Source organism: Mesobacillus subterraneus (assembly GCF_003937825.1).
Taxonomy (GTDB): Bacteria; Bacillota; Bacilli; order Bacillales; family Cytobacillaceae; genus Mesobacillus; species Mesobacillus subterraneus.
In genome coordinates this window covers 205,719-229,587 of the sequence record NZ_RSFW01000014.1, presented here as the reverse complement: position 1 = coordinate 229,587, position 23,869 = coordinate 205,719, and the positions used below count along the sequence as shown (strand labels likewise).

20 protein-coding genes and 1 pseudogene are annotated in these 23,869 nt (G+C 46.9%); 17 read left to right on the top strand and 4 right to left on the bottom strand.

Annotated elements, in window-relative coordinates:
- Positions 1-15 precede the first annotated feature (15 nt).
- The 13 genes and pseudogenes from EJA10_RS13135 to EJA10_RS13075 all read left to right on the top strand — a co-directional run bounded on the left by EJA10_RS13135 (position 16) and on the right by EJA10_RS13075 (position 15,187).
- Positions 16-1,350, top strand: coding sequence for a glycoside hydrolase family 30 protein (locus tag EJA10_RS13135; RefSeq protein ID WP_125480455.1), 1,335 nt, complete (start codon positions 16-18; stop codon positions 1,348-1,350).
- Between the two features lie 316 nt (positions 1,351-1,666).
- The gene (locus EJA10_RS13130; RefSeq protein WP_246017785.1) at positions 1,667-4,192 is read left to right on the top strand and encodes a carbohydrate binding domain-containing protein; all 2,526 of its coding nucleotides are present in this window, start codon (positions 1,667-1,669) and stop codon (positions 4,190-4,192) included.
- 18 nt (positions 4,193-4,210) lie between these two features.
- Positions 4,211-4,606 (top strand): annotated as a pseudogene (locus EJA10_RS13125) (carbohydrate binding domain-containing protein); the annotation flags it as partial.
- A gap of 56 nt (positions 4,607-4,662) precedes the next feature.
- The gene (mgrA, locus tag EJA10_RS13120) at positions 4,663-5,652 is read left to right on the top strand and encodes an L-glyceraldehyde 3-phosphate reductase (protein WP_125480452.1); all 990 of its coding nucleotides are present in this window, start codon (positions 4,663-4,665) and stop codon (positions 5,650-5,652) included.
- Positions 5,653-6,080: 428 nt separating this feature from the next.
- Positions 6,081-7,172 (top strand): aromatic acid exporter family protein, encoded by a 1,092-nt coding sequence (locus tag EJA10_RS13115; protein ID WP_342773921.1) that lies wholly within the window; start codon positions 6,081-6,083, stop codon positions 7,170-7,172.
- A 484-nt stretch (positions 7,173-7,656) separates the two neighbouring features.
- On the top strand, positions 7,657-8,607 hold the full coding sequence (locus EJA10_RS13110; protein ID WP_125480450.1) for an ABC transporter permease: 951 nt from the start codon (positions 7,657-7,659) through the stop codon (positions 8,605-8,607).
- The gene (locus EJA10_RS13105) at positions 8,600-9,550 is read left to right on the top strand and encodes an iron chelate uptake ABC transporter family permease subunit (RefSeq protein ID WP_125480449.1); all 951 of its coding nucleotides are present in this window, start codon (positions 8,600-8,602) and stop codon (positions 9,548-9,550) included. The genes EJA10_RS13110 and EJA10_RS13105 overlap by 8 nt, the downstream gene beginning before the upstream one ends.
- Positions 9,547-10,308: an iron ABC transporter ATP-binding protein gene (locus EJA10_RS13100; protein ID WP_125480448.1), complete on the top strand. Its 762-nt coding sequence runs from the start codon at positions 9,547-9,549 to the stop codon at positions 10,306-10,308. The genes EJA10_RS13105 and EJA10_RS13100 overlap by 4 nt, the downstream gene beginning before the upstream one ends.
- Before the next feature lie 84 nt (positions 10,309-10,392).
- Complete coding sequence (locus EJA10_RS13095; RefSeq protein WP_125480447.1) at positions 10,393-11,337, top strand: siderophore ABC transporter substrate-binding protein; 945 nt, start codon at positions 10,393-10,395, stop codon at positions 11,335-11,337.
- Positions 11,337-11,639 carry an antibiotic biosynthesis monooxygenase family protein gene (locus EJA10_RS13090; protein ID WP_125480446.1) on the top strand — a complete coding sequence of 101 codons (303 nt, stop codon included), beginning with the start codon at positions 11,337-11,339 and terminating at the stop codon, positions 11,637-11,639. Before EJA10_RS13095 ends, EJA10_RS13090 begins: the two co-directional genes overlap by 1 nt.
- 302 nt (positions 11,640-11,941) lie before the next feature.
- Positions 11,942-13,540, top strand: coding sequence for an aspartate:alanine exchanger family transporter (locus tag EJA10_RS13085; RefSeq protein WP_246017784.1), 1,599 nt, complete (start codon positions 11,942-11,944; stop codon positions 13,538-13,540).
- A 137-nt stretch (positions 13,541-13,677) separates the two neighbouring features.
- Positions 13,678-14,250, top strand: a complete 573-nt coding sequence (locus tag EJA10_RS13080; protein ID WP_125480445.1) for a helix-turn-helix domain-containing protein — start codon at positions 13,678-13,680, stop codon at positions 14,248-14,250.
- Positions 14,231-15,187 (top strand): alpha/beta hydrolase, encoded by a 957-nt coding sequence (locus EJA10_RS13075; protein WP_125480444.1) that lies wholly within the window; start codon positions 14,231-14,233, stop codon positions 15,185-15,187. Before EJA10_RS13080 ends, EJA10_RS13075 begins: the two co-directional genes overlap by 20 nt.
- Before the next feature lie 84 nt (positions 15,188-15,271).
- On the opposite strand, the gene EJA10_RS13070 is transcribed toward EJA10_RS13075, so the two are convergent.
- Positions 15,272-16,135 (bottom strand): amidohydrolase family protein, encoded by an 864-nt coding sequence (locus tag EJA10_RS13070; protein ID WP_125480443.1) that lies wholly within the window; start codon positions 16,133-16,135, stop codon positions 15,272-15,274.
- Between the two features lie 11 nt (positions 16,136-16,146).
- On the bottom strand, positions 16,147-19,188 hold the full coding sequence (locus tag EJA10_RS13065) for a GNAT family N-acetyltransferase (protein WP_170169137.1): 3,042 nt from the start codon (positions 19,186-19,188) through the stop codon (positions 16,147-16,149).
- Between the two features lie 245 nt (positions 19,189-19,433).
- Here EJA10_RS13065 and EJA10_RS13060 point away from each other — a divergent pair, with 245 nt between their 5' ends.
- The 4 genes from EJA10_RS13060 (at position 19,434) to EJA10_RS13045 (ending at position 22,604) form a co-directional block, all read left to right on the top strand.
- Entirely contained in the window at positions 19,434-19,925 is a 492-nt protein-coding gene (locus tag EJA10_RS13060; RefSeq protein ID WP_125480441.1) for a methylated-DNA--[protein]-cysteine S-methyltransferase, read from the top strand.
- 132 nt (positions 19,926-20,057) lie between these two features.
- Entirely contained in the window at positions 20,058-20,558 is a 501-nt protein-coding gene (locus tag EJA10_RS13055) for a flavodoxin domain-containing protein (RefSeq protein WP_125480440.1), read from the top strand.
- A gap of 106 nt (positions 20,559-20,664) precedes the next feature.
- Positions 20,665-21,219 (top strand): undecaprenyl-diphosphatase, encoded by a 555-nt coding sequence (locus tag EJA10_RS13050; RefSeq protein ID WP_170169136.1) that lies wholly within the window; start codon positions 20,665-20,667, stop codon positions 21,217-21,219.
- A 119-nt stretch (positions 21,220-21,338) separates the two neighbouring features.
- Positions 21,339-22,604, top strand: coding sequence for a hemolysin family protein (locus EJA10_RS13045; protein ID WP_125480438.1), 1,266 nt, complete (start codon positions 21,339-21,341; stop codon positions 22,602-22,604).
- Between the two features lie 233 nt (positions 22,605-22,837).
- Here the strand turns inward: EJA10_RS13045 and EJA10_RS23930 are convergent, their stop codons facing one another.
- Both EJA10_RS23930 and EJA10_RS13040 read right to left on the bottom strand, forming a co-directional pair.
- On the bottom strand, positions 22,838-22,966 hold the full coding sequence (locus tag EJA10_RS23930) for a hypothetical protein (protein WP_281274502.1): 129 nt from the start codon (positions 22,964-22,966) through the stop codon (positions 22,838-22,840).
- 36 nt (positions 22,967-23,002) lie between these two features.
- Positions 23,003-23,866 (bottom strand): permease, encoded by an 864-nt coding sequence (locus EJA10_RS13040; RefSeq protein ID WP_125480437.1) that lies wholly within the window; start codon positions 23,864-23,866, stop codon positions 23,003-23,005.
- Positions 23,867-23,869: the final 3 nt, after the last annotated feature.

Below are 23,869 nucleotides of genomic sequence, written 5' to 3'. Positions count from 1 at the left end.
CCGGGGTGAAAAGACATGGAAATGAAAATCATTCAGAGTGCAAAAAACACAGGCGACCGCTTGGCTGAAAAAGGGAGTTTTCCTCTTGGCAGCGCAACCGAAGAAAAAATTAACCTGAAACTTGAACCAGAAAAGACATACCAGCGCTTCATGGGATTTGGCGGAGCTTTTACAGAGGCGGCAGCCTACACGCTTGCGCAAATTCCAGAGGAAGACCGGCAGAGAATCATCGAAAGCTATTTCAATCCTGAAACAGGGTTGGGCTACACACTTGGCAGGACCCATATTCACAGCTGTGACTTTGCGCTGGGGAACTATACGTATGTCGAGGACAATGATACAGAGCTGGCGACATTCTCCATCGAGAGAGAGAAGAAATACGTCCTTCCGCTCGTCAAGGATGCCGTAAAGGCGAGAGGAGAGGACCTGACCATCCTTTCTTCTCCATGGAGTCCGCCAGCCTGGATGAAAACGAACAATGAAATGAACCATGGCGGGAAACTGAAGCCTGAATATTACGATGTATGGGCCAAGTACTATACAAAATACATCAAAGCAATGGAGGCGGAAGGCATTCCGATCTGGGGAATCACCGTTCAAAATGAACCAGAGGCGACACAGGTATGGGATTCATGCCGCTACACTGCCGAAGAGGAACGCGACTTTGTCAAAAATCACCTCGGACCGATCATGCATGAGGAAGGGCTGGGTGATAAGGAAATCATCATCTGGGACCATAACAGGGGTATCGCCTACGAGCGTGCGGAGACGATTTTATCCGACCCAGAGGCGGCTAAATACATCTGGGGCACAGGAATCCACTGGTACGTATCCGAAGAATTCGAAAACCTCAGTAAAATCCATGAAGCTTTCCCAGACAAGCACCTTATTTTCACCGAAGGCTGCATAGAAGGCGGAGTACAGCTTGGGGCCTGGCACACCGGCGAACGCTACGGCAGGAACATCATGGGCGATATCAACAATTGGCTTGAAGGCTGGATTGACTGGAACATTGTCCTGAATGAACAAGGCGGTCCGAACCATGTAGGAAATTACTGTGACGCACCGGTCATTGTCGATACAAAGACAGGGGAAATCCACTACAACAGCTCCTACTACTACATCGGCCACTTCAGCAAGTATATCAAGCCAGGTGCAGTCAGGATCGGCCACCAGTTAAACCATGAATCACTAAAAACGGTAACATTCCAAAATGAAGATGGATCGATCGTCGCCGTTGTTATGAACGACAGCGACAAATCACAGAAGGTCAATGTAACACTAGGAGAACAATCAACAACCGCAGAACTGCCCGAACATTCCATCTCAACTTTCATCATCAAAAAGTAAACCGTGTTTCAAAGCCACCTCTGGATATTTCATAACAAAACTGAAATAGAAGGAGGTGGTGTTTTTTTAGCTTTTTTACTTTGTTGAAACAGTTGATTAAAGATTTTCTTAAAAGTTGTTTTCAAACTCTGTTGATTGTAGTGGAAGGCGCGAAGACTCCAGCGGGATCAACTGGACAGGTGAGACCCCGCAGGAGCGATTAGCGACGAGGAGGCTCACCGCCAGCCCGCGGAAAGCGAAGTGCCTGGAACGGAAATCAACAGTCTGATTTAACATGCATTTTGGAAAAAAGTATTACACACAAGGAGGAATCAGGTTGAAGAAGCTCGCGATTTTATTAAGTGCTGTGTTGTTATTGCCGGGCACAGGATTCGCTGGTGCAAATACCGGGCAAGAAAATGAAACCGCTTTAAAAACGAAAGAGTCCAGACAGGATAAATCCCAATGGTCACTCGTATGGTCAGATGAATTCAACGGTACGGAAATCGACCGTACCAAATGGACCTATGACATCGGCAACTGGATCGTAGATAAAGACGGGAACGGCATCACTCCTGGCTGGGGAAACAATGAAAAAGAATATTATACCGATTCAAAGGAAAATTCTTTTATCGACGATGGCAAGCTGGTCATCAAGGCCAAAAAGGAGCAGGTAACAGACCAGTTCGGAACATATGACTATACTTCTGCAAAACTCAAGTCGAAAGGGCTTTTCAGCAAGAAATACGGTCGCTATGAAATCAAGGCAAAGCTTCCGACCGGAAAGGGCTTATGGCCAGCGATCTGGATGCTGCCTGAAGAAGACAAGTATGGAACATGGGCCGCTTCTGGAGAAATCGACATTATGGAGGCGTGGGGCAGCCAGCCGCATAAGGTTGCAGGAACCATCCACTATGGAGAAGGCTGGCCGAATAATAAGTATACTGGCAAAGAATACGAGTTTCCTAAAAATAGAGGAATTGACAAGTGGCACACTTATGCTTTGGAGTGGGAACCGGGCGAGCTGCGCTGGTATGTAGATGGCGAACTCTATCAAACTCAGAATGACTGGTATTCAAAAAGAACGGGCAATGCCGCAGACTTCTCCTATCCAGCTCCGTTTGACCAGGAATTCTACCTGGTTATGAATCTTGCAGTCGGCGGCTGGTTCGATGGAGAAACGGATGAAACGACTCCATTCCCAAGCCAGATGGAAATCGATTATGTGAGAGTCTATGATTTGAAGAAACGGGATTATCGTGAGCCGGTTGAGCCAGTCAGGGAGCCTGTTACCTTGCCGGCAGATGCAAAGCAGCCGCTTGAGGATGGAAACCTGATCTATGATCAGAATTACGAGAAAGCTATTACTGTTGTCGACCAGCCTGGAAAAGAAATGAATCCGCTGTACTGGAATTTTGTCTCTTTACCGGAATTCGGCGGAGCTGGTACGTTAACTGTTGAAGAACTCAATGGCAAGAATTTTGCAAAGACCGATATTTCCAAGCCGGGGTCGCAGCTGTATTCGCTGCAAATGATCCAGAATATCTCGCTGGGTAAAGGCGGGAAGTATAAAGTCAGTTTCGACGCAAAATCCACTTCGGCAAGAAATATCATGGTCAAGGCCGGAGCTGGTGCTTCGAGGGGTTGGGTGAAATACTCAAATGAAGAAACCTTTAAGCTCACGAGCGAGCTTCAATCCTATGAATTTACTTTTGATATGCTGAATGAAACCGACATCCAGTCAAGGCTGGAATTCAACCTTGGCGGCAATGGCACCGCACCTGTCTGGATCGGAAATGTTCGAGTTGAGGATATTACGGGGACCTTGATTGACAATGACGCAGCAAAGCAGCCGCTCCCGGATGGCAATCATGTCTATAACGGGACATTCGATCAGGGCGGCCTGGATCGGATGATTTTCTGGAATTTTAAAGTGAACGATGGAAACGCGAAGGCAACCGTTAGTGAGAAAACGCGTGAACTGCATGTGGCGCTCGAGGACAGCGGCAATCAGCCGGAAGCAATCCAGCTTAATCAACAAGGCCTTAACCTGGTGAAAGGAAATGAGTATAAGCTATCCTTTAAAGCAAGAGCTGATAAAACAAGAAGCATTCAGGCAGGCATTCTCAATAAGGATGGCACAGTCAATTATTCCGGAATCCAAACCATTGTGCTTACTTCCGATATGGAAGAGAAAGTGTTTACTTTTACCATGGTCGATGAACTTTCAGATCCTGAAGCACAACTGGTGTTTAATTTCGGAAAGGAAAATGGCGATGTCTATCTCGATGATGTCGTCTTGTTAAAAACGACCGAAGTACCAGACTATGGAGATATTGATCTCTATCCATTGAAAAATGGGGACTTTGCTGACGGACTATCATCATGGTCGAACTACATTCATTATGATGCAAATGCCCACTGGAGTGTTGAGAATGGGGAAGCAAAGGCGTCGATCGGCAATGAAGGAAACGAAGCATGGAGCGTGATTCTTGAGCAGCCAAACCTCGACCTTGCGAAGGGCGTAAGGTATAAGCTTTCATTCAAGGCACGTTCAACCAGTGCGAGAGCTGCTGAGGTTACGATCGAGAATGCCCAGTATAGACGATACTTCAGCGAGACTATCAACTTGAATGAAGAGATGCATCAGTATTCATTCGAGTTCGTGATGGATGCAGCAGATCTGGCATCCTTAAAAATGCTTCTCGGCAAAAATGCTCAGTCTCCAGTTGGCGGCCATGAAGTATTCATTGACGATGTGATTCTGAAGGTAAAGGATGCACCAGCACAGGAAGAACCGATTGCAACGCCAGGAATAGACAATGGCGATTTTTCAGCAGGAACCAATGAATGGTCGACCTAGTGGGGAGACCAGTGGAGTGGCTATGCTGCAGGAGAGGCTACTGTGGAAAATGGCGAACTGAAGGTGGCCATTACACAGGTCGGTGGTGCCTCCTATGCACCTCAGCTTTTCCAAAAAGGCCTTCTTTTTGAAAATGGCAACAGCTACACAGTCGAGTTTGATGCAAGGGCAGACATTCCAAGAAAAATGATCGTCAATATTGGCAAGGAATTAAGCTATGACCCATGGTTCATCAGCTTTGCACCGGGGCAAGTGTTCGATTTAACGACGGAGATGGAAAGATACAGCTTTTCCTTTGACATGTCTGAAGCAACATACAAAGATGGCAAGATTGTCTTTGAACTGGGGAATATTGAGGGAGGAAACGCCGCAACCAACATCTATTTAGACAATGTTGTGGTGACTAAAAACTAAGGTAATAAGGGCAGATTGCCACCAAGCATTCTGCCCTATTTTTTGGAGGTAGAAAAATGCACTATCAACCGAATGAACAACGATATGAAAAGATGATCTACAATCGCTGCGGGCGATCTGGCCTGAAGCTGCCGGCCATCTCACTTGGCTTATGGCACAACTTTGGCGGCCAGGATCCTTTTGAGAATGGCCGCGGACTGATCCGCCGGGCCTTTGATCTGGGAATCACACATTTTGACCTCGCCAACAACTATGGACCTCCTCCGGGTTCTGCCGAAGAAAACTTTGGCCAAATCCTGCGCAAGGACTTTACAGGCTATCGTGATGAGATGGTGATTTCGACCAAAGCGGGCTACGGCATGTGGCAAGGGCCATACGGGGACTGGGGTTCGAGAAAGTATCTAGTTTCCAGCCTTGATCAAAGCTTGAAGCGAATGGGCCTTGATTATGTGGACATCTTTTATCATCACCGGCCAGATCCGGAGACACCGATCGAGGAAACGATGAGGGCTCTGGACCATATTGTCAGACAGGGAAAAGCCTTATATGTTGGAATTTCTAACTATGGCGTCGAAGAAACGAAGCAAGCAATCCAAGTGCTAAAAGAGCTCGGAACCCCGTTGCTGATCCATCAGCCAGCGTACTCCATGTTCAACCGCTGGGTGGAAAACGGACTCACTGATTTGCTTGAAGAAGAAGGAACAGGAGCCATCGCGTTCGTCCCACTTGCACAGGGTCTTTTAACTAGCAGATACCTCGAAGGCATTCCGCAGGATTCCCGGGCCATGAAGCCAAATAGTTTCCTGAATGAAGGGGACGTTTCAGATGAGGTCATCAGCAAGGTCAGGAAGCTGAACGAGATTGCCCAGGAAAGAGGGCAGTCCCTCGCCCAGATGGCACTGGCATGGGTGCTGAGGGATCAGAAAATTACCTCGGCATTGATTGGCGCAAGCAAAGTAAGCCAAATTGAAGAAAACGTCGCGGCATTGAATCACCTGGAGTTTTCCGCGGAAGAGCTTAGGAAGATTGATGAAATACTGAAGTAGTTGGCGATGCGCCCGGTCTGTGCCGGGCGTTTTTTTTGTTTAACCGGATGCATTATCTTGAAAAATTACGAGAAAAGTAAAGGAGCATTACGGATTACTATGTTTTAACCAGAACTCTTTCGAAAAGAACTAATGGATTTGACTTCCTATTCTCTTTACACTACGATTTCCGGCTTTTTCACTACGAAAAAGCTAAGAATCACTACGGAATTCGTCCTTTTCACTACGATTTTTCCCCTTTACACTACGAAATTTCGGCTTTCCACTCCTTTTTCCATATAATGGTTAAAGTTACCCCTTTTACAACGCGGAATTCGGAAATGGGAAATTTTGCGCTATAATGTTTCTATACAACAACGTCCGACCAATCTGTAAAAGCTGTTTTCGCCTGGTCCTAGCTTCGCGAAAAAAGTTCGGGAAAACAATGAATAGCGAGGGGAATTCCTATTCGAAAAGCATCGACTGCAGCATTTCTAAAAAAATATAACTTCGTCGGAGGCAGGGTCCTTAAAACGGGAATTGCTGTTTTTATAACGGCGCTGATCTGCGAGCTGCTGGGCTGGCCGCCGATGTTTGCGGTCATCACCGCGATTGTGACGGTTGAACCGACGGCAGCGGATTCGATCAAAAAAGCGTATGTCCGTTTTCCGGCATCAGCAATTGGTGCTGCTTTTTCGGTTGTGTTCAACTTTGCGTTCGGCGATAGTCCGCTTACCTATATGCTCGTCGCAGTCGCGACCATCATTGCCTGCACCAAACTGCGCCTGCAAGATGGTGCATTGGTAGCTGTTTTGACAGGGGTGGCCATGATCTCGACCGTCCACGACCACTATCTGTCGAACTTTTTTATCCGCCTTGGAACGACGCTCACTGGGCTGACGGTGTCGACGCTCGTGAATCTGCTCGTCATCCGGCCGGATTATTCGAAATCAATACTGTCAAAAATTCAGGAGTTACTGAAGGATACAGGAGAGGTGATTGAAGCCCGCGGCACGGAAATCACCCGCAACCAGCCGCTGCACCAGGAAACGCGAGCTGATTTCCAAAGGATCCTGAAGGACACGGAAACAATAGAGACGCTCTGCAAGTACCAGAAAAAAGAATGGAAGCTCCATCAATACAACCGGAAAGACATGCGGGATTTCCACTATGGGTACAAAAAACTGACCACAATCAGACAAATTCATTACCATCTCGGAAACCTCCTGGCGCTTCCTTCCGTGGTGCTGCCGGAACCGAAAGCGAGAATCGTCGCTGCAATGGTTAAATCCATCAGAGAAGCGCTTCATCATCCCGATTTTTCGATGGACGAATATCATGATGCCGTCGTAAGGGAATTGCTCGATCTGCTGCGAAATGAGGTAGAGGGAAGGGAAGCCTGCTCGCACCGCTTCTCGGAAGAAACGGTGATCTATTACGAGTTGATTTCGCTTCATGACCTGCTCGAGGAATTAAACCATATTCACCATCTCGAGATCAGGCACCAGCTCTTTGTAAAAAAAACACTCGATATTCAATAAGCTCCTTTTTCAGGGGAGCTTTTTTGCTTTTTCTGGAAAAAAGCAAATTAAAACGATGAAAAGGTAAATTAAAATCAAGTTTTGGTAGATTAAATTCGGATTTTGGTAAATTAAATCACCGAAAAAGTAAAATAACTCAGCAAAAAGGTAAATTAAATCTCACGAAAGGGGAAACGAAGTGTTGGATGAGTACGTTTTGCCAGGATTTCATCATAAATACAAGCGGAAGACACGCTTTTTCTCTCAATTCTCACTCCCGAGCATTCATTTTCTCCCCCGAACCTTCACTTTGTCCCCAAAATCTTTATTGCGTCTAAATTTCCATACCCATTACCTCCATATTGTCCAAATTGTTACGATTTCCCAATCCAAATGAAAAAAATTCTCAATTAGGTATTGACTTCCAAGTGGTTAACATTTTAAGATTATACCAGGTTAACTGATAATGATTATCATTATCTATCGACAGATTAGGAGCATGGCCATGAAAAAACGTTACTTGATTGCCTCTTTGATTATCCTTTCACTAGTCTCGCTTTTTGTCGGGGTAAGCAGCATCAGCCCCATGGCGCTGCTTGATTTTCAATCTGAGGAGACGGAAATCTTCCTGATCAGCAGGGTTCCGCGGCTGATTGCGATCCTGCTCGCTGGAGCGGGGATGAGCATTGCGGGCCTGATCATGCAGCAGCTGAGCCGCAATAAGTTCGTGTCGCCAACGACGGCGGGGACGCTGGATGCTACCAGACTGGGAATCTTGGTTTCTATGCTCTTCTTTGCAAACGCATCCACCATCGAGAAAATGCTCGTCGCCTTTGCCTTCGCTCTGGCAGGGACGTTTTTGTTCATGCAAATCCTTGACCGCATCAAGTTCAAGGACGCGATTTTCATTCCGCTTGTCGGGATGATGCTCGGGAACATTCTCTCATCGATCTCGACGTTTTTTGCCTACAAAGCCGATGTCATCCAGAACATGTCTGCATGGCTGCAGGGAGATTTTTCGATGATCATGAAAGGCCGCTTTGAATTGCTGTACATAAGCATTCCCGTCCTGGTGATTGCCTATCTGTTCGCCAATCGCTTCACGGTCGCGGGAATGGGAGAGGACTTCTCGAAAAATCTCGGGCTCGCCTATAAACGGGTCGTCAACATAGGGTTGGTCCTTGTCGCCCTGATTACGGCGACCGTCGTGCTGACTGTCGGAATGATTCCATTCCTCGGGCTGATCATCCCGAACATCGTCTCGATTTTCAAAGGAGACAATCTGCAAAAGACTTTGCCGCACACAGCCTTGCTTGGCGCGAATTTCCTTCTCGTCACCGACATCCTTGGCCGCGTTCTGATTTATCCGTACGAAATTTCGATCTCATTGATGGTCGGGGTCATCGGAAGCGGAATCTTCCTGTATCTGCTGTTTAGGAGGAAGGCCTATGCGTAACTCATTCAAACTAATCCTCCTGGCTTTGCTCGCCATTGGTGCAAGCGCAGTGTATTTATTCCATGACCTGAATGGCAGCTTTGATTACGCCCTTCCAAAACGGGCAATCAAGGTAGCCGCCATGGTGATAACGGGTGTGGCCATCGCTTACTCGACGGTCGTATTCCAGACAATCACCCACAATCGGATCCTGACGCCGAGCATCATCGGCCTGGACTCACTTTACATGCTGCTGCAGACCGTACTGATTTTCTTCCTCGGTTCCGGCCATGTGACAGTCGTCAATAAACAGGTAAACTTCATTTTAACAGTGGCCATCATGGTTGTGTTCGCCTTACTGCTTTACCGGCTTCTTTTTAAAAAAGGAAATCAACCTATCTACTTTTTGCTGCTAGTCGGAATTATCGTCGGAACCTTCTTTTCCAGCATTACGACATTCCTGCAAGTGCTGATTGACCCGAATGAGTTCCAGGTGGTCCAGGACAGGATGTTTGCCAGCTTCAACAACATCAACACTGACCTGGTTTGGCTGGCGATCGGCCTGATTGTTCTGCTGATCATTTATGCCTGGAGGTTCACAGCCTACCTCGATGTCCTGTCACTTGGCAGGGAGAATGCGATCAATCTTGGGGTTTCCTATGATTCTATTGTAAAAAAAATGCTCGTGCTCGTTGCCGTATTCATTTCGATTTCCACCGCCCTTGTCGGACCGCTGACATTTTTAGGTTTGATCGTTGCGAATCTATCCTATCAAGCTTTCAAAACCTACAAGCACAGCGTCCTGATCAACGGAGCCATTTTAATCAGCGTGATTTCCCTGGTTGGCGGCCAATGGGTCGTAGAAAGAGTCTTCACCTTCTCCACCACGCTTAGTGTCATCATCAACTTCGTCGGTGGCGTCTATTTCATCTACTTACTGCTGAAGGAGAGTCGATCAACATGATCAAGGTTCGTTCACTTTCCAAATTTTACGGAAAGAAGAGTGTCGTCGAAGATGTGACCGTCAATATCCAGAGGGGCCAGATCACTTCGTTCATCGGACCGAATGGCGCCGGGAAATCGACCCTGCTTTCGATGGTCAGCCGGTTGCTCGATGCTGATTCCGGTGAAGTGCTTATCGACCAGACTGATGTCAGGAAGATGAAGTCGAATGAATTTTCAAAGGTTGTTTCGATCCTGAAGCAGTCGAATTATATGAATGTCCGCCTGACGATTCGCGAGCTCGTTTCATTCGGCAGGTTCCCTTATTCAAAGGGACGTCTGACCGAGGAGGATGAACGATGCGTCGACCAGGCGATCGAGTACATGCATCTCACCGATATGCAGGACAGTTACCTTGATGAGCTGTCGGGAGGGCAGAAGCAGCGTGCGTTCATCGCGATGGTCATCGCCCAGGATACAGAGTACATCCTGCTTGATGAACCGCTGAACAACCTGGACATGAAACACTCTGTCCAGATCATGAAGATACTTCGCCAGCTGGTCGATGATCTCGGAAAAACCGTTGTCATCGTCCTGCATGACATCAACTTTGCCTCCGTCTACTCGGATCGCATCGTCGCGCTGAAGGACGGGAAAGTCGTCAAGGACGGACCCACAAGGGACATCATCCAATCCGACACGCTAAAAGAGATTTACGATATGGATATCCCGATCCAGGAAATGAACAATTGCCGGATTTGCGTTTATTTTAGTTCTTAACGAAGTGCCTTTTGATTTTATACGAAAAAAAAGCTCCAGCACCTCGGTGCAGAGCTAATTCAAACCCTAAAGGAGAGTATTCCCATGAAAAAACTAAGCTTACTTATTTTAATGTTCACTATGTTAATCATGCTGGCAGCCTGCGGTTCAGAAGAGAGAGCAGGAACAACATCCGCAGAAGGAAAAAGTGAGACAGAAGAAATGACAATCAAGCATGAATACGGAGAAGCAACGGTCAAAAAGAACCCTGAAAAAGTAGTTGTCTTCGATTTCGGTGTGCTCGATACGCTTGATGAGCTAGGTGTTGAAGTCGCTGGACTTCCACAGGTTACAGTTCCTCAATACTTGAAAAAATACGCTGGCAAGGAGTACACCAATGTGGGAAGCCTAAAGGAGCCTGACTTTGAAGCGATTCACGCGATGAAGCCAGATGTGATCTTCATTTCCGGAAGACAGGCAGAGCTTTACGACCAATTTGCTGAAATCGCCCCAACTGTGTTTATCACGATGGATTACGCAAACTACATGGAATCATTCGAAAAAAACATGAAGCTGATCGGCGAAATTTTTGAAAAAGAAGAATTGGTTGCTGATAAACTGAAAGAAGTTCATGCAAGCATAGAAGAAATTTCGGCTGAGACATCAGCTTCTGAGAAAAAGGCGCTTCTAGTTTTGGCGAACGAAGGGAAAGTCAGCGCATATGGTGCCGGTTCCCGTTACGGATTCATCCACGATGTTTTCGGATTCAAAGCTGCTGATGAAAATATCGAAGTTTCCCAGCACGGCCAGAGCATCACATTCGAATACATCCTTGAAAAGAACCCGGACATCCTCTTTGTCATCGACCGCACGGCAGCAATCGGCGGCGATGCTGGAGCGAAGGAAACGGTTGAAAACGAACTTGTGAAGAAAACGAACGCCCATAAAGACGGAAAGATCATCTACCTTGCCGGCGACAACTGGTACCTGAGCGGCGGCGGCCTGCAATCGATGAAGGTCATGATCGAAGAACTGAAGGCGGCGCTATAATGTTTTATCAAATGAAGAGAATCGTCGTGAAGGAAGGACACTCCAGCCAGGTCATCGACCGCTTTTCGAAAAAGGGCATGCTGATTGAACAGCAGGAAGGCTTCCTTGATAAGCAGGTCCTGGTAAAAAAGAGCCGCCGTGGTGACGAAGAAGTCCTCGTCATGATCAGCTGGAAATCCGAGCAGGACTGGAAGAACTGGGAGAAGAATCCCGACCATATTGCCGGTCACAAAGCCAAAATCGGCCAGCCAAAGCCGGATTATATTGTAGAATCCAGTCAGGAAGTGTACGAAGCGATATAAAATGAAGACTCAGCCCTTAAAGGGTTGAGTTTTTTCTATTTATATAACAACTATTAGTTAAAATCAGGACGTTATTCCCCGTTGGGACGAGGATATTCCCCGTTGAGCACGATTTATTCCCCGTTGGATGAAAGATATTCCCCGTTGAAGACGATATATTCCCCGTTGGGCCCTGACGCCACTCAAAACACAAGAACCGTCCCTCTGTTTTGTACCAAATTCGTCACGCTAAAGTTATGAAATAGCTCGCCAGCGTGATAATCTAGGTGGTATAGATTTTTACTCATTTGGAGGAATCATCAGTGGATGGCATAATTGGTTTGCTTGAGGAACCGTTGATCTTATTGTTTGTCATATTGTTCGTTGGCTCAGCTCTGGGCGAAGTGAAAATCCGCGGGCTCAGTCTCGGGACCTCCGGTGTGCTGCTGGCCGCGATGGTGTTCGGCCATTTCGGCTACCAGGTTTCATCGGTCGTCCAGCAGCTCGGTCTCGGGCTATTCATAGTCGCAGTCGGCTTATCAGCCGGACCGCGCTTTTTCAGGATGATGAAAACGAGCGGGGTGGTGTTCGGGATCATCAGCCTGCTGGTCGTGCTTGTGGCTTCCGTCACGACGATCATCGTGTCCAAGCTGTTCAATCTGTCACCGGCTTTGAGCATCGGGATCATGACCGGGGCGCTGACAAGCACGCCGGGTCTGGCAGCCGCGCTTCAGGCAACGGGGGATCCGCTCGCATCGGTCGGATACGGAATTGCCTATCCATTTGGTGTGCTCGCAGTCGTGCTGTTTGTGCAGCTATTGCCGCGGGTGCTGAAGGCTGATTTAGCAGAGGATTTGAAAAAGAAATCTGGTCCTGTTCGCAACGAAGAGTCGCCGGAAGCGATGACGATCGAAGTAACAGATCCGGCAATCAATAAAAGGACATTAAAAGAACTCCAGTTCAATCAGTACAATTCCGTCGTCATCAGCCGGGTCATCCGCGGCGATCGCAACATCATTGCCCTGAACGATACAGTTATCCTGACTGGAGACCGGCTCGTTGCCGTCGGACTGGGTCATGATCTGGAAAAGCTTTGTGAGGATATCGGCAGGCAGGTCGAGACCAATGTCGAGAACCATGACCATGTCGAGCTGCGCAAGGTGACGGTGGATTCACACGAACTGATTGGAAAAACGATCAGGGAGCTCGAGTTGAGACGAACCTATGGCGTGACCGTTACCAGGATTGAACGCGGCGGTTTTGAGTTTAATCAGAACTCAAAATGGCGTCTGGAGCGCGGGGATGTGCTGACGCTGGTCAGCAGTAAAGACCGTCTGGACGACGTCGAGAAACTGTTCACCAGGAAAAAACTGACCGTTACAAATATCCATATCCTTTCGCTCAGTCTGGTCTTGCTGCTTGGAGTCCTCGCCGGCATGATTCCGATCCATTTTCCTAAGCTCGGCACGATAACCTTTGGTGTTGCCGGAGGGCCGCTGTTCATTGCCTTGATCATTGGCCATTTCGGCAAACTCGGTCCGTTCCATGCACGCTATTACCAGCCGTCAAACCATGTGATCCGTGATATCGGCCTGGTGCTATTCCTGGCAGGCGCCGGCACGACGGCTGGACAAGGGATTGTCCAGGTCATCCAGCAGGAAGGCTTTAATCTCGTGATTGGCGGTGCAATCATCACAATCCTCCCAGTCATCGCGGGTTATTTTATCGCGAGAAAACTGTTCAAGCTGAGCATCATCCATTCATTAGGAGCCCTATGCGGCGGAATGACAAGCACACCCGGACTGGGAGCAACAAACCAGCTCATGGACTCTGAAGAACCATCGATTGCCTACGCAGCCGCCTATCCATTCGCGCTCATCTCCGTCGCCATCGCCTCACAGATTTTGATTTTCTTTTTATAACAACGAAGACTCCTGCAGTGCGCAGGAGTTTTTTTATAAAATTTTCAAAACGATATTGACAATAATTTCAAAACCAATTATATTATTATTATTGATAATGATAATAATCGCAAACTTATACACAGCAGGTGATCACGATGAAGGAAACGAAAGCAGATTTGATTTTACACCCAGTACGGATGAAGGTTCTTCAAACGTTAGCCAGCGGGAGGAGGAAGACGGTCCAGCAGATTGCGGAGAAGCTGCCGGAGGTGCCACAGGCGACATTGTATCGCCATCTGAAAAAATTGCTTGATGCTGAAATCATTGAGGTGGTGGAGGAGAATCAGATAAGGGGAACGGTTGAAAAAGTCTATGCCCTGCCGAAAAACAATGAAGTTCTTTCAAGGGAAGAGGTGCTTAACGCTGGACCGGAGGAGCACCTTGAGTATTTCATGAAATTCCTTGGCCTAGTGCTTATGGATTTTGAAGCGTATCTGAGCCAGCCAGATTACGACTTTGAAAAAGATATGGTGAGCTTTAGGCAGGCGTCTATTTACGCAAGCGACGAGGAGTACAGTGAATTCATCAGGAAGTATGTGGAATTGATCACGCCGCTTCTTCACAATGAGGAAGCGCCGCATCGAAAGAAACGTACGGTCACGAATATTTTAACAACCCAACATAGCATTGAAGAGGGAAATAAGGATAATGAACGCCCAGATGGTTAAAGAGGAAATTTCATTTAACAGTGATGTCACATTAAAAGGTACATTATTGATTCCAGACCAAGGCAAGGATAGCTATCCAACGGTCCTGTTCCTCGCGGGTTCAGGCAAACTGAATCGCGATGGCAGCACGCCGAAAGGGAAATTTAAGTTTGACCTTTATAAAGACCTGGCTGAACTTTGTACATCAATGGGGTTTGTGACGTTCCGCTATGATAAACGGGGAATTGGCGAAAGCGGGGGAGACTATCATACTGCCGGACTGTCTGATGCGCTGAATGATGCCGAAGCAGCGCTGGATCTGCTTGCTGCCCATCCGAAGGTAGACGATTCGAAAATGATCATTGTCGGTCACAGCGAGGGATGCATGGTCGGGACGGCCCTCAATGCGAGAAGGCCAGCAGCTGGTCTGGTTCTGCTCAGCGGGGCTGGGGAAAATGCGAGGCAAGCACTGGATTATCAGAGACAGCAGCTCTATAAAGAACTAAGAGGGAAAAAGGGAATCCAGGGTTTTATCATTAACAAGTTCAATACAATTGAAAAAAATGAAAAGCAGTCCCAGTCAACTTATCAGAAGATGTTAGATTCAGATAAAGATGTCATTAAACTACTGGGCTTCATTAAAATGCCGGCCAAGTATTTCAGGGAGCATTTTGCCCTGGACATAGAAGAAGTCCTAACAAAAGCGAACTGCCCGGTACTTGCCATCAGCGGATCAAAGGATTTTCAGACGAATACGGAGAATTTAAAACGAGCTGAGCAATTCATTCAAGGCGAGTACGAGTGGCATGTGGTCGAAAACATGGACCATGGCCTGAAGGAGCAGCTTACACCGATTGCCCCATCGAACTATAAAAAAGATTATCTCAATACGGTCGGCAAGCCAATTCATCCAGAAGCCGCCAAGCATCTGACTTCCTGGCTCGAAAGGTATTTATAAACAGCGGAAGTCCCATTATCATTGTGATAATGGGACTTCTCTCTTTTTTGAATCTAATGATTTCACTATAAAGATAATAGGACTTCACTCAATTTGCTTTAAAAACGGCTTAATCTTCGGAAAAACCTTCAAAGCGGTATTGTAAAATACGTCTTCATGGTGCTCGGGTGGAATCAGGTTCTTGATAAACTCGATGTAAGGACCGATTGGAATCAGAGGCCAGTCTGTGCCGAAAATCAGTTTGTCATACGAGTCGGCGAATTCCAGTGCGTGGCGCAGGTGGTCAAGGAACCGGCCCTGGCTGCGTTTATCCAGCTCTGCCTTCGTGCCGACGATCAGTCCTGACAAATCGGCATAGACATTCGGATTTTTATAGATGATTTCCGCCCCGGTCAACGTCCACGGGTCTCCAAAGTGGGCCATCATGAAATTCACATCTCGGTGGTTGACCGCGACCTCGTCAATCGCCAGCGGATGTGAATACTTCAGGTAACCACGTTCAGAATACGTGTCACCGGTGTGGAATACGACTGGAAGCTGGTATTTCGCCGCCAGCTTGTAGACCGGTTCGTACACTTCATCATAGGCATAAAAAGGGTAATAGCCCAGGTAAATCTTGATCCCGACCGTCTTCGGGTTTTGCAGCGATTCCTCAAGGCGGGTGAGTGCCGCTTCGTCTAGATCATAAGGATTGACTCCGGAACAGCAGAAAATATTGTCCGGAACTTCAGCCTCCAAATCCAGCCCCATTGGCGTCACGGCATGATAATCCGGGAAGCCCATCTTCCCGGTCTCCGTAAGCCCCATGCCGATCCCGAGGACGACGTTGGCTTCCTTGTATTCCTTCAGGATGCCGGCATTGGAATAATCCACGAATGACAGCTTCTCTGCTGTCTCATAAAAGGATTTTATGTTTGAAAGGTGCATATGGGCATCGATGATTTTCATGGTTTCTCCTTTTAAAATTGAACTCTTCTCAGTTTCTTCAGCAAGTCGCCGGTCAGCCTGCGCTTATCAAACAGCATGAATAGAGGGGAACTCTTTGTGAATTCGCCTTTATGTTTGGAGGCGAGCTGCAGAACTTCTTTATTGGTATACGCTTCTGTCGGAAGGGCTTCATTGTTTGGAACAAAGTATAGCTTATCCTTCGAGCTATTCGAGCTAAAATAGGAATCTCCATCCAAAAGCAGCGGGATTTCCTGGCTGCCTGCATGGTAGGCATATCCCTGCTGTCTGTCATTGACTGAAATTTGCACATCTGTCAGCTTGTTTCCACCGAGGAACAGGTCTGTGATCCAAACTTCATCAACAAGGTTTTTCCCAGCATGGTCATTCACTTCTGTAAAAGAAGCGACAACCGGCACGCCCGGAAGCATCAAATAATATTGCGTGTACTGTACGCCTTTCCACTGTTTATGCTCACTGAACTCGGTGGTGATCCCCAGGCCGGACCATTTGTTGCCTTCTCTGTCCGTCACTTCCACTACTTTAGCATGGCTGCTTTCATTTAATAACGAAAAAGTATTGATCCCATTAGGTGCGGTCTTCATGCCGCCTGCCCATGGATTCCACCAGCTTTTCGCCGCCAGCTCAGGATAGGAATGATCGAGCCATTCATGTCCATCCACAATCAGCGAATAGAGTCCCGGATAAAAACCAGGGTCTGCCTTCAAAGTGACAACACCGTTATCAATAACGAAAGTACCATCCTGCATTTCAGCAGAAACGCTTCCTGAAGGAGAGAGAAGCAGCTCTCTGAATCTGGCTTCCGTCCCGTTGCCTGCGTATGCGGCTTCTAAAATGGACACGGGTTCTGCCGCTGAATGTGGCACCGTCGTGGAATAGGCGGTTTTCTCCGTCTCTGCAGCAATGGCATGGGTCTCATTGCCGACCGTTAGTACTCCATCAAGGTAGCTGTTTCGGTATGTTTTTAACGTGACAGCCGGGTCCGTATCTGGAGTGATGACGAGCTCATCAACCTTGAAGCTTAGCTCATTCGCCGGGTCAATCTTCTTCTGTACTGGCCGCTGCTGTGCATATTCGATGAATTCATCGACATGCTGGAACGCACCGAGTGACAGGGTGATGATGCCTGACGCAGCTTTATCTCCCGGCTCCATTTTGCCAAATTGGTCCTCGATGATGAACTGCCAGCTTTCCGGACCGGCGCTGCTGTCTTCAGACCACGCCAAACCGATCTTGCCAGACGGCCCTTCAGAAAAATACCAGTTTCCGGTGATTCTCTTCGAATCCAGCTCGCCGATCTCCATGATCCGATTTTCGGAAAAATAGACAACATCGCCGTCAAGCGGGAAGTATACCTGCTCGAGGTCATGATAAACAGGCTGGCTAAAAGCAACATCAGGGAAAATGCTACCACCCTTATTTTCAACTTCTGCCCAGGTGTGGAGAATTCCATCGCCAAATAAACGGTAGGTTTGGGTCACATGCATTCCTTCCATCTCGGCCGATTCCAGGACAATTTTCAAATCAATCCAGGAATCCTGTTTCTCCCAGGTAACCGAGGAAGGTTTTTTCTTGGTGAACTCGAGAGAATAGGGTTTGCCTAGCTTCGGCGTCAGGAAAGCAACTGGCTGATTCTTTTTAGTGTTTCTAGCTGCGGTCGTCAACAGGTCCCGTTTGCGGACATTGATTTGTCCCAGACCGTTGAAAATATGCCAGAAATCCTTTGATTCACCGCCGAATTTTTCGCCAAGACCTTTGAAAGCAACAGAGACCTCCTGCTCGAACACAAGCTTTTGGCCATCCGCTTTTGCTGCTGTAATGGTCAGCTCAGGATTGTAAAAGCCGTGCTGTTTTACCGTTAAAGGGACAGACACCGACTTCCGTCCGCCGGCAGGAACATCCACTGTAAACGACCGATTTTCCAGGACGACCTGGTCGTCTTCAGGAAAGTTTACTAGAAATTCTGCAGACTCTCTCAGGTTATTGGTTATTTCTACTTCAATAGACGTTTCGTTTTCCAGGAAAGATAGATTGCCAGAGCAGCTGGCTTCTATTTTAGCCGGGTTGATCGGGAAAACCCCCAGCTTCAACTCGCATGCAAGCCCGTTGATCCAAACTGTGGCCTTAATTCCTGGATGCGTCCGCCAGTGGCTTGGTTCTTCACCTTTTTCCACCGTGAATGGAGCAGAGATGGTCAGCTCCTCTTCTACGATTTCTTCCGCCGTAAAATCATACTTCACGCGCCCGTCATCCGTGCCGCCGGCTTTAAAGCTAAGGGGAGATCCGCCTTTGTTAACGACTGTAATCTCGAAATCTCTTTTTTCCTCCTGAATCACTTCATGGTCCGCCATCTTCATCTGCAGGAGGAACTCATCCGTTTCGATCAGGCTGATGCCGCGGCTTGTTCGTTCGAAATGAACCCTCGCTGATGTGTCTCCGTTCTGCCAGCTGTATTCATAGAACGTGAACTCATTCTCTTTGATGCCATCCGGCTTCACTTCTATTAATCTTGTACTGTTTTCATACCAATCCACTTTTTCAAAAACCGGTTTTAATAGCGGTGTGTTCAGGACCTGCGGAATGAAATTCATCAAGTGGGTTGAATCATCCCTGTCTTCCCAGAAAAAGCCGCATTTTTTATAGAGCGGAACAGCCTTTGTATTCCCGGCCCAGGTGTAAAGGTCAAGGCGGGGCCAGCCCAGCTCCACCGTTTTATCCAGCGCCTGAAGCACAAGCTTTTTGCCGATCTTATGTCCTTGATAATCCGGGCGTACATTGAGCAGGGGGATATACAGCGAGCCTGTATCCTCCTTGTACTCAGACAGACCGCAGTAACCAACGACCTCCTCGCCATCGAGTGCAAGATAAAGCTCGATATTGTCCGAGTTGGCTTCCTTCTTCTTCACCTGTTCCTCCGTCATGACGCGCGTATCGCCGCCCCAGCCATCACGACTCAGATTCCACATCCTGGCGACCCCCGCCGCCAGGCCTTCATGATACTTCACGATTTGAATTACCTTGTTCAATTGTGCCACGTTCATTCTCCTCCCCTAACTATGGGCCATCTTCCTTTTTAGATAAAATAAGCTTCTTTTTTGCTGCATTGTCCATGCTCCTGAACCTCCTTTGTTTTAGTAGGAATGTTTTTCCATTCCATATTCATCGTAATGGTTTCCTTGTAGCGTGTAAAGAAAATTTAGAAAATAGAGTTTATTCTTGGCGGTTGTTCTTGTAATTGGTTTATATGAGATATAATGAAGACAGCAGAGGAGTGAGTATCATGGAACGGAAAGTATATTATGACAAGCTTCAATACAATGAAGGAAACATACTGATCGCGGCTACTGCCAATGGTTTATGCTATGTGGGTTCACCTGATGAGGGGTTTGAGGAGCTGGAAAAACGTTTCCCGGGTGCCAGGTTTCAGGAAAACACAGCGGTTTTGAAGCCGTTCATGGACGAAATGGCTGAATACCTGGAGGGAAGTCGCACAACCTTCTCGATGTCTTTCGATGTAAAAGGGACACCATTCCAGGAAGCGGTCTGGGCAGCATTGAAGGAAATCCCCTATGGAAAGACGTGTACATATACAGAGGTAGCAGAAAAAGTCGGCAAACCTTCAGCGGTGAGAGCGGTGGGAACGGCCATCGGAGCGAATCCAGTCCTGATCACTGTTCCATGCCATCGTGTCATCGGGAAAAATGGTAAAATTACCGGCTATCGGGGTGGAATTGCTATGAAGCAGCAACTGCTGGAGCTGGAAACAAGGTAAACACGAGTATCGAATTGTAAGAAAATTGCCATACTCCGATCACTCTTTTCATTTCCATTAAGGGTATAATGAAACCAAATGGACAATTGTACGGTGGCGTATGTTACCAGAGAGCATGATGGGGGCGATCTAATGAAGAGTTTGATTGTTTATTGCTCAACACATGGTACAACTGCAAAAGCAGCGCATGTTTTACGGAAGCAGATTGAAGGCGATGTCATTGCGATCAATCTGGATAAAACGAAGCTCCATTCTGATCTGGAACTGTTTGATTCCGTGATCGTGGGAGGCTCCATCCACGCCGGCAGCATCCAGGCTAAGATCAAGAAATTCATCAAGGAAAATGAAGAGGTCCTGAAAAGGAAAAATCTCGGCTTGTTTTTATGCTGCATGAGAGAAGGGAAGGAAGCACTCCAGCAATTCGAGCACGTTTTCCCTCCTGGAATCAGAGAATCGGCGATTGCCAGAGGAATGTTCGGTGGAGAATTCATTTTTTCAAAGATGAATTTTTTTGAAAAAGTCATCGCCAAAAGCGTAAGTGGAGGAACGACAGATTTATCCAATCTTGATGAAGAGGCCATCAGGGAATTCGCGGATACTTTCAATAAAAACAGTAAATATTTGCCGGTTTGACTATTTCTGGCCAGATACCATTTGGTATCTGGTTTATTTTTTTGGAGAGAAAAATTCAGGATTATTGTATAATCGAAGTAATTTGCAAAGGAGTGGTACACCAAGTATGAATGTTGAACTTTTCAGGATGATCAACAATCTGGGGAAGGAATACCAGATTTTAAATCCTGTTTTCGTTTTTATTGCGGAATATACGATTTTGCTTTTGGCTGCAGTGGTCCTGTTTTACTTGATCAGCGGAAAACCAGGGAGCCGTCTGATGGTGGGAAGCGGGCTGTTGTCCGTGGTCATTGCCATCGCTTTGGGTAAATTCGCCGGCCTGTTCCATTCGAACAACCAGCCGTTCGCGGAATTGGCAAATGTGAATCAATTGGTCGAGAAAAGCGTGAACAACTCGTTTCCAAGTGACCACACGATTATCTTTTTCACCATGGCTGTTACGTTTTGGCTGTTTAAAAGGAAGCATAACTACCTCTGGATCGTGCTTGCTGTGCTTGTAGGGTTATCGCGTGTCGGTGTGGGTGTCCACTACCCTGCGGATGTTGCTGTTGGAGCGAGTATTGGAGCGGCAACTGCGTATCTAGGCTTCCTACTTATTCCGGGCCTTTTTAAAAACCGTACCAAGGTAGGGGTGTCCGAAAAGGAAACCAAAAACATCTGATTATGAAACCTTTTGACCGGGTATATCGTAAATAGCTAGTCCGAGGTAGACTATTTGATTTATTAACGTCAGAACAGTAAAATTATTTCTGACAATATTTTTTTGGAGAGTGAATTTTTTTGGAAGTTCCCATAGGTTTAGTCATTTTATTAGGTGTTTTAATTCTTTTATCTGCCTTTTTCTCTTCGGCAGAAACGGCTTTCTCCAGCGTGAATAAAATCAGGCTGCGGAATTATGCATCAGAAGGCCGTTCTGGAAGCAAGAATGCATTGCATATATCCGAAAACTTCGATGACGCCCTGTCTACGATTCTAGTAGGAAATAACATTGTGAACATTGCTGCCGCAAGTATATCCTCCAAAGTTGCCGTCGATCTTTTCGGAGCAAGCACAGGACTGATTGTCAGCACTTTTGGTATGACTGTCCTCATCCTGATTTTCGGTGAAATCCTGCCAAAATCAATGGCCAAGGAAAATGCAGAGACCTACTCGCTGAAAATCTCTGGTATCCTTTTGCTTTTGATTAAGGTACTGACGCCGGTCAATTTCCTGTTCAGCAAATTGAAGGCATTTGTGTCGAGGGTTTTCTCCAAGGGAGATGCACAGCCATCTGTAACCGAAGAAGAGATCAAAGTGATGGTGGATATCAGTGAGGAAGAAGGCGTCATCAATAAGGATGAAAGGGAGCTTGTGCACCGTTCGCTCGAGTTCAATGAAATCCTCGTTGGTGAAGTGTTAACCCACCGAATGGATATGATAACCGTTGAAGTAAACCAGCCACTGGAGGAAATCAAGCAGGTCCTGCTTGAGGAGCGTTTTTCGCGGATTCCGGTTTATGAGGACAATATAGATAACATCATCGGATTCCTGTCCGAGCGTGAATTTTTTGCGGCACTGATCAAAAACGAAGAAGAAGTCAAGGTCCGCGAGCTGTTGCGTCAGCCAATGTTCGTCGTGAAATCGATGAAGATCGCGACGCTGCTGCCTGAACTGCAGAGGACGAAAAGCCACATGGCCATCGTCGTTGACGAATTCGGCGGAACATCAGGCCTGATCACGCTTGAAGATATCCTCGAAGAGCTCGTCGGCGAGATCTGGGATGAACATGATGAAAAAGTAAACATCATGACAAAGATTGATGAGAGCACTTACGAATTTGATGCCCAGTATGATCTGGATGATTTTGCCGAGTTATTCAATGTGCCGATGCCGGAAACATCGTATCACAATCTCGGCGGCTGGATTTTCGAGACGCTCGAGAGCATTCCCGAAAACGGTGATACATTTGACTATGAAAACCTGAAGATTATCGTCAAGGAAGTAGAAAATCACCGGATTCGTAAAATCAAAGTGGACATCATGCCGGCTGTTGAAGTAGAAGAGTAAAAAAGAAGGTGGAATCAGGCATTTTGGTGCCGGATTCCACCTTTTTTGCGTTTAATATGGAGGGAACTTAACTAAACTTAGAACTGGAAAATTTATTCTCTTAATGAACAGTGATATTCGCGTGAAGAAGAGCTGTAATTGCACAGAGATGTTGAATAATCGCACGTTCACTTACAGTAATTGCACGATAGAAGACGATAATTGCGTCTTCTTCCTTTTATTGTAAAATAAACCTAACAGCATGAAGTGTCGCCGCCGCAGCAAGCCTCGCTTTTCTCTTCTGTTTCCTCGACTTCCTTGATTTCTACACTGCAACAGTCTGACTTTGAGTTGCCTAACAGGATTTTGATAAAGTTAGCCATGTTTTTCACCTCCTTTCATCAAGAAAAATTGATTAATCATACAAAATAGAACACGAATCCAGAGACGGTTGACATCGTCACGACAGAAGCGATGAAGGCTAGCACAAGCTGTTTCTTGAAGATTGATTTTAACAGGATGACTTCAGGCAGGCTGGCACCGGCAGAACTGATCATCATCGCCATCACCGGTCCAAGGGCCATTCCTTTTAATATCAGCATTTGCGAGATCGGAATCATACTTGATAATCGGATATATAAGGGAATGCCGGCTATTGCAGCAACCGGGATCAGCCACCAGGCGTCGTGCCCGAACCATTTCGTGATGAACTCCGTCGGAACAAGTCCGTGGATAACGGCACCGATCGCAGCACCAATGATCAAGTAAGGATACACGCTTTTCATCAAGGCCCATGTTTCATTCAAAGCAAATCGCCAATTGAATTTCTCGTTTTTTTCCTCATAACCGGACATGATGACATTTTTGACATAGCGCTGGAAGCCGAGCTTATCAAGGGTAAAACCGATGACGACTGAGAAAACACTCGTGATGACCGTGTAAATGATGGTCACTTTCCAGCCCATCACGACCCCCATGATGGTTAAAATGGTTGGGTCAAGGACGGGAGAAGCGAAAAGGAAAACCATGACGATTGAAAACGGGATTTTCTTTTTCAGCATATTGACGACCACTGGAATCGTGGAGCAGGAACAGAATGGTGTGATAAAGGCGAATAGGATGGCGGCAAAGCTGGCAAGCACCTTATTGCGGCCAGTTAACTTCTTCTCGATTTTTTCGTAGGGGATGTAACCCTGCAGCAGGCTGATCAAAAAGGAGATCCCGATAAAAAGCACCGTCAATTCAAGGGCAATCATTAAAAAGCTTTTCAGAAATTCAATCATCTT

What these genes read in the sequence shown, in the direction of transcription:
- EJA10_RS13135 (WP_125480455.1), top strand. Translation starts at nt 16, where the DNA reads ATGGAAATGAAAATCATTCAGAGTGCAAAAAACACAGGCGACCGCTTG.
- mgrA (WP_125480452.1), top strand. Translation starts at nt 4,663, where the DNA reads ATGCACTATCAACCGAATGAACAACGATATGAAAAGATGATCTACAAT.
- EJA10_RS13110 (WP_125480450.1), top strand. Translation starts at nt 7,657, where the DNA reads ATGAAAAAACGTTACTTGATTGCCTCTTTGATTATCCTTTCACTAGTC.
- EJA10_RS13105 (WP_125480449.1), top strand. Translation starts at nt 8,600, where the DNA reads ATGCGTAACTCATTCAAACTAATCCTCCTGGCTTTGCTCGCCATTGGT.
- EJA10_RS13100 (WP_125480448.1), top strand. Translation starts at nt 9,547, where the DNA reads ATGATCAAGGTTCGTTCACTTTCCAAATTTTACGGAAAGAAGAGTGTC.
- EJA10_RS13095 (WP_125480447.1), top strand. Translation starts at nt 10,393, where the DNA reads ATGAAAAAACTAAGCTTACTTATTTTAATGTTCACTATGTTAATCATG.
- EJA10_RS13090 (WP_125480446.1), top strand. Translation starts at nt 11,337, where the DNA reads ATGTTTTATCAAATGAAGAGAATCGTCGTGAAGGAAGGACACTCCAGC.
- EJA10_RS13080 (WP_125480445.1), top strand. Translation starts at nt 13,678, where the DNA reads ATGAAGGAAACGAAAGCAGATTTGATTTTACACCCAGTACGGATGAAG.
- EJA10_RS13075 (WP_125480444.1), top strand. Translation starts at nt 14,231, where the DNA reads ATGAACGCCCAGATGGTTAAAGAGGAAATTTCATTTAACAGTGATGTC.
- EJA10_RS13070 (WP_125480443.1), bottom strand. Translation starts at nt 16,135, where the DNA reads ATGAAAATCATCGATGCCCATATGCACCTTTCAAACATAAAATCCTTT.
- EJA10_RS13060 (WP_125480441.1), top strand. Translation starts at nt 19,434, where the DNA reads ATGGAACGGAAAGTATATTATGACAAGCTTCAATACAATGAAGGAAAC.
- EJA10_RS13055 (WP_125480440.1), top strand. Translation starts at nt 20,058, where the DNA reads ATGAAGAGTTTGATTGTTTATTGCTCAACACATGGTACAACTGCAAAA.
- EJA10_RS13050 (WP_170169136.1), top strand. Translation starts at nt 20,665, where the DNA reads ATGAATGTTGAACTTTTCAGGATGATCAACAATCTGGGGAAGGAATAC.
- EJA10_RS23930 (WP_281274502.1), bottom strand. Translation starts at nt 22,966, where the DNA reads ATGGCTAACTTTATCAAAATCCTGTTAGGCAACTCAAAGTCAGACTGT.
- EJA10_RS13040 (WP_125480437.1), bottom strand. Translation starts at nt 23,866, where the DNA reads ATGATTGAATTTCTGAAAAGCTTTTTAATGATTGCCCTTGAATTGACG.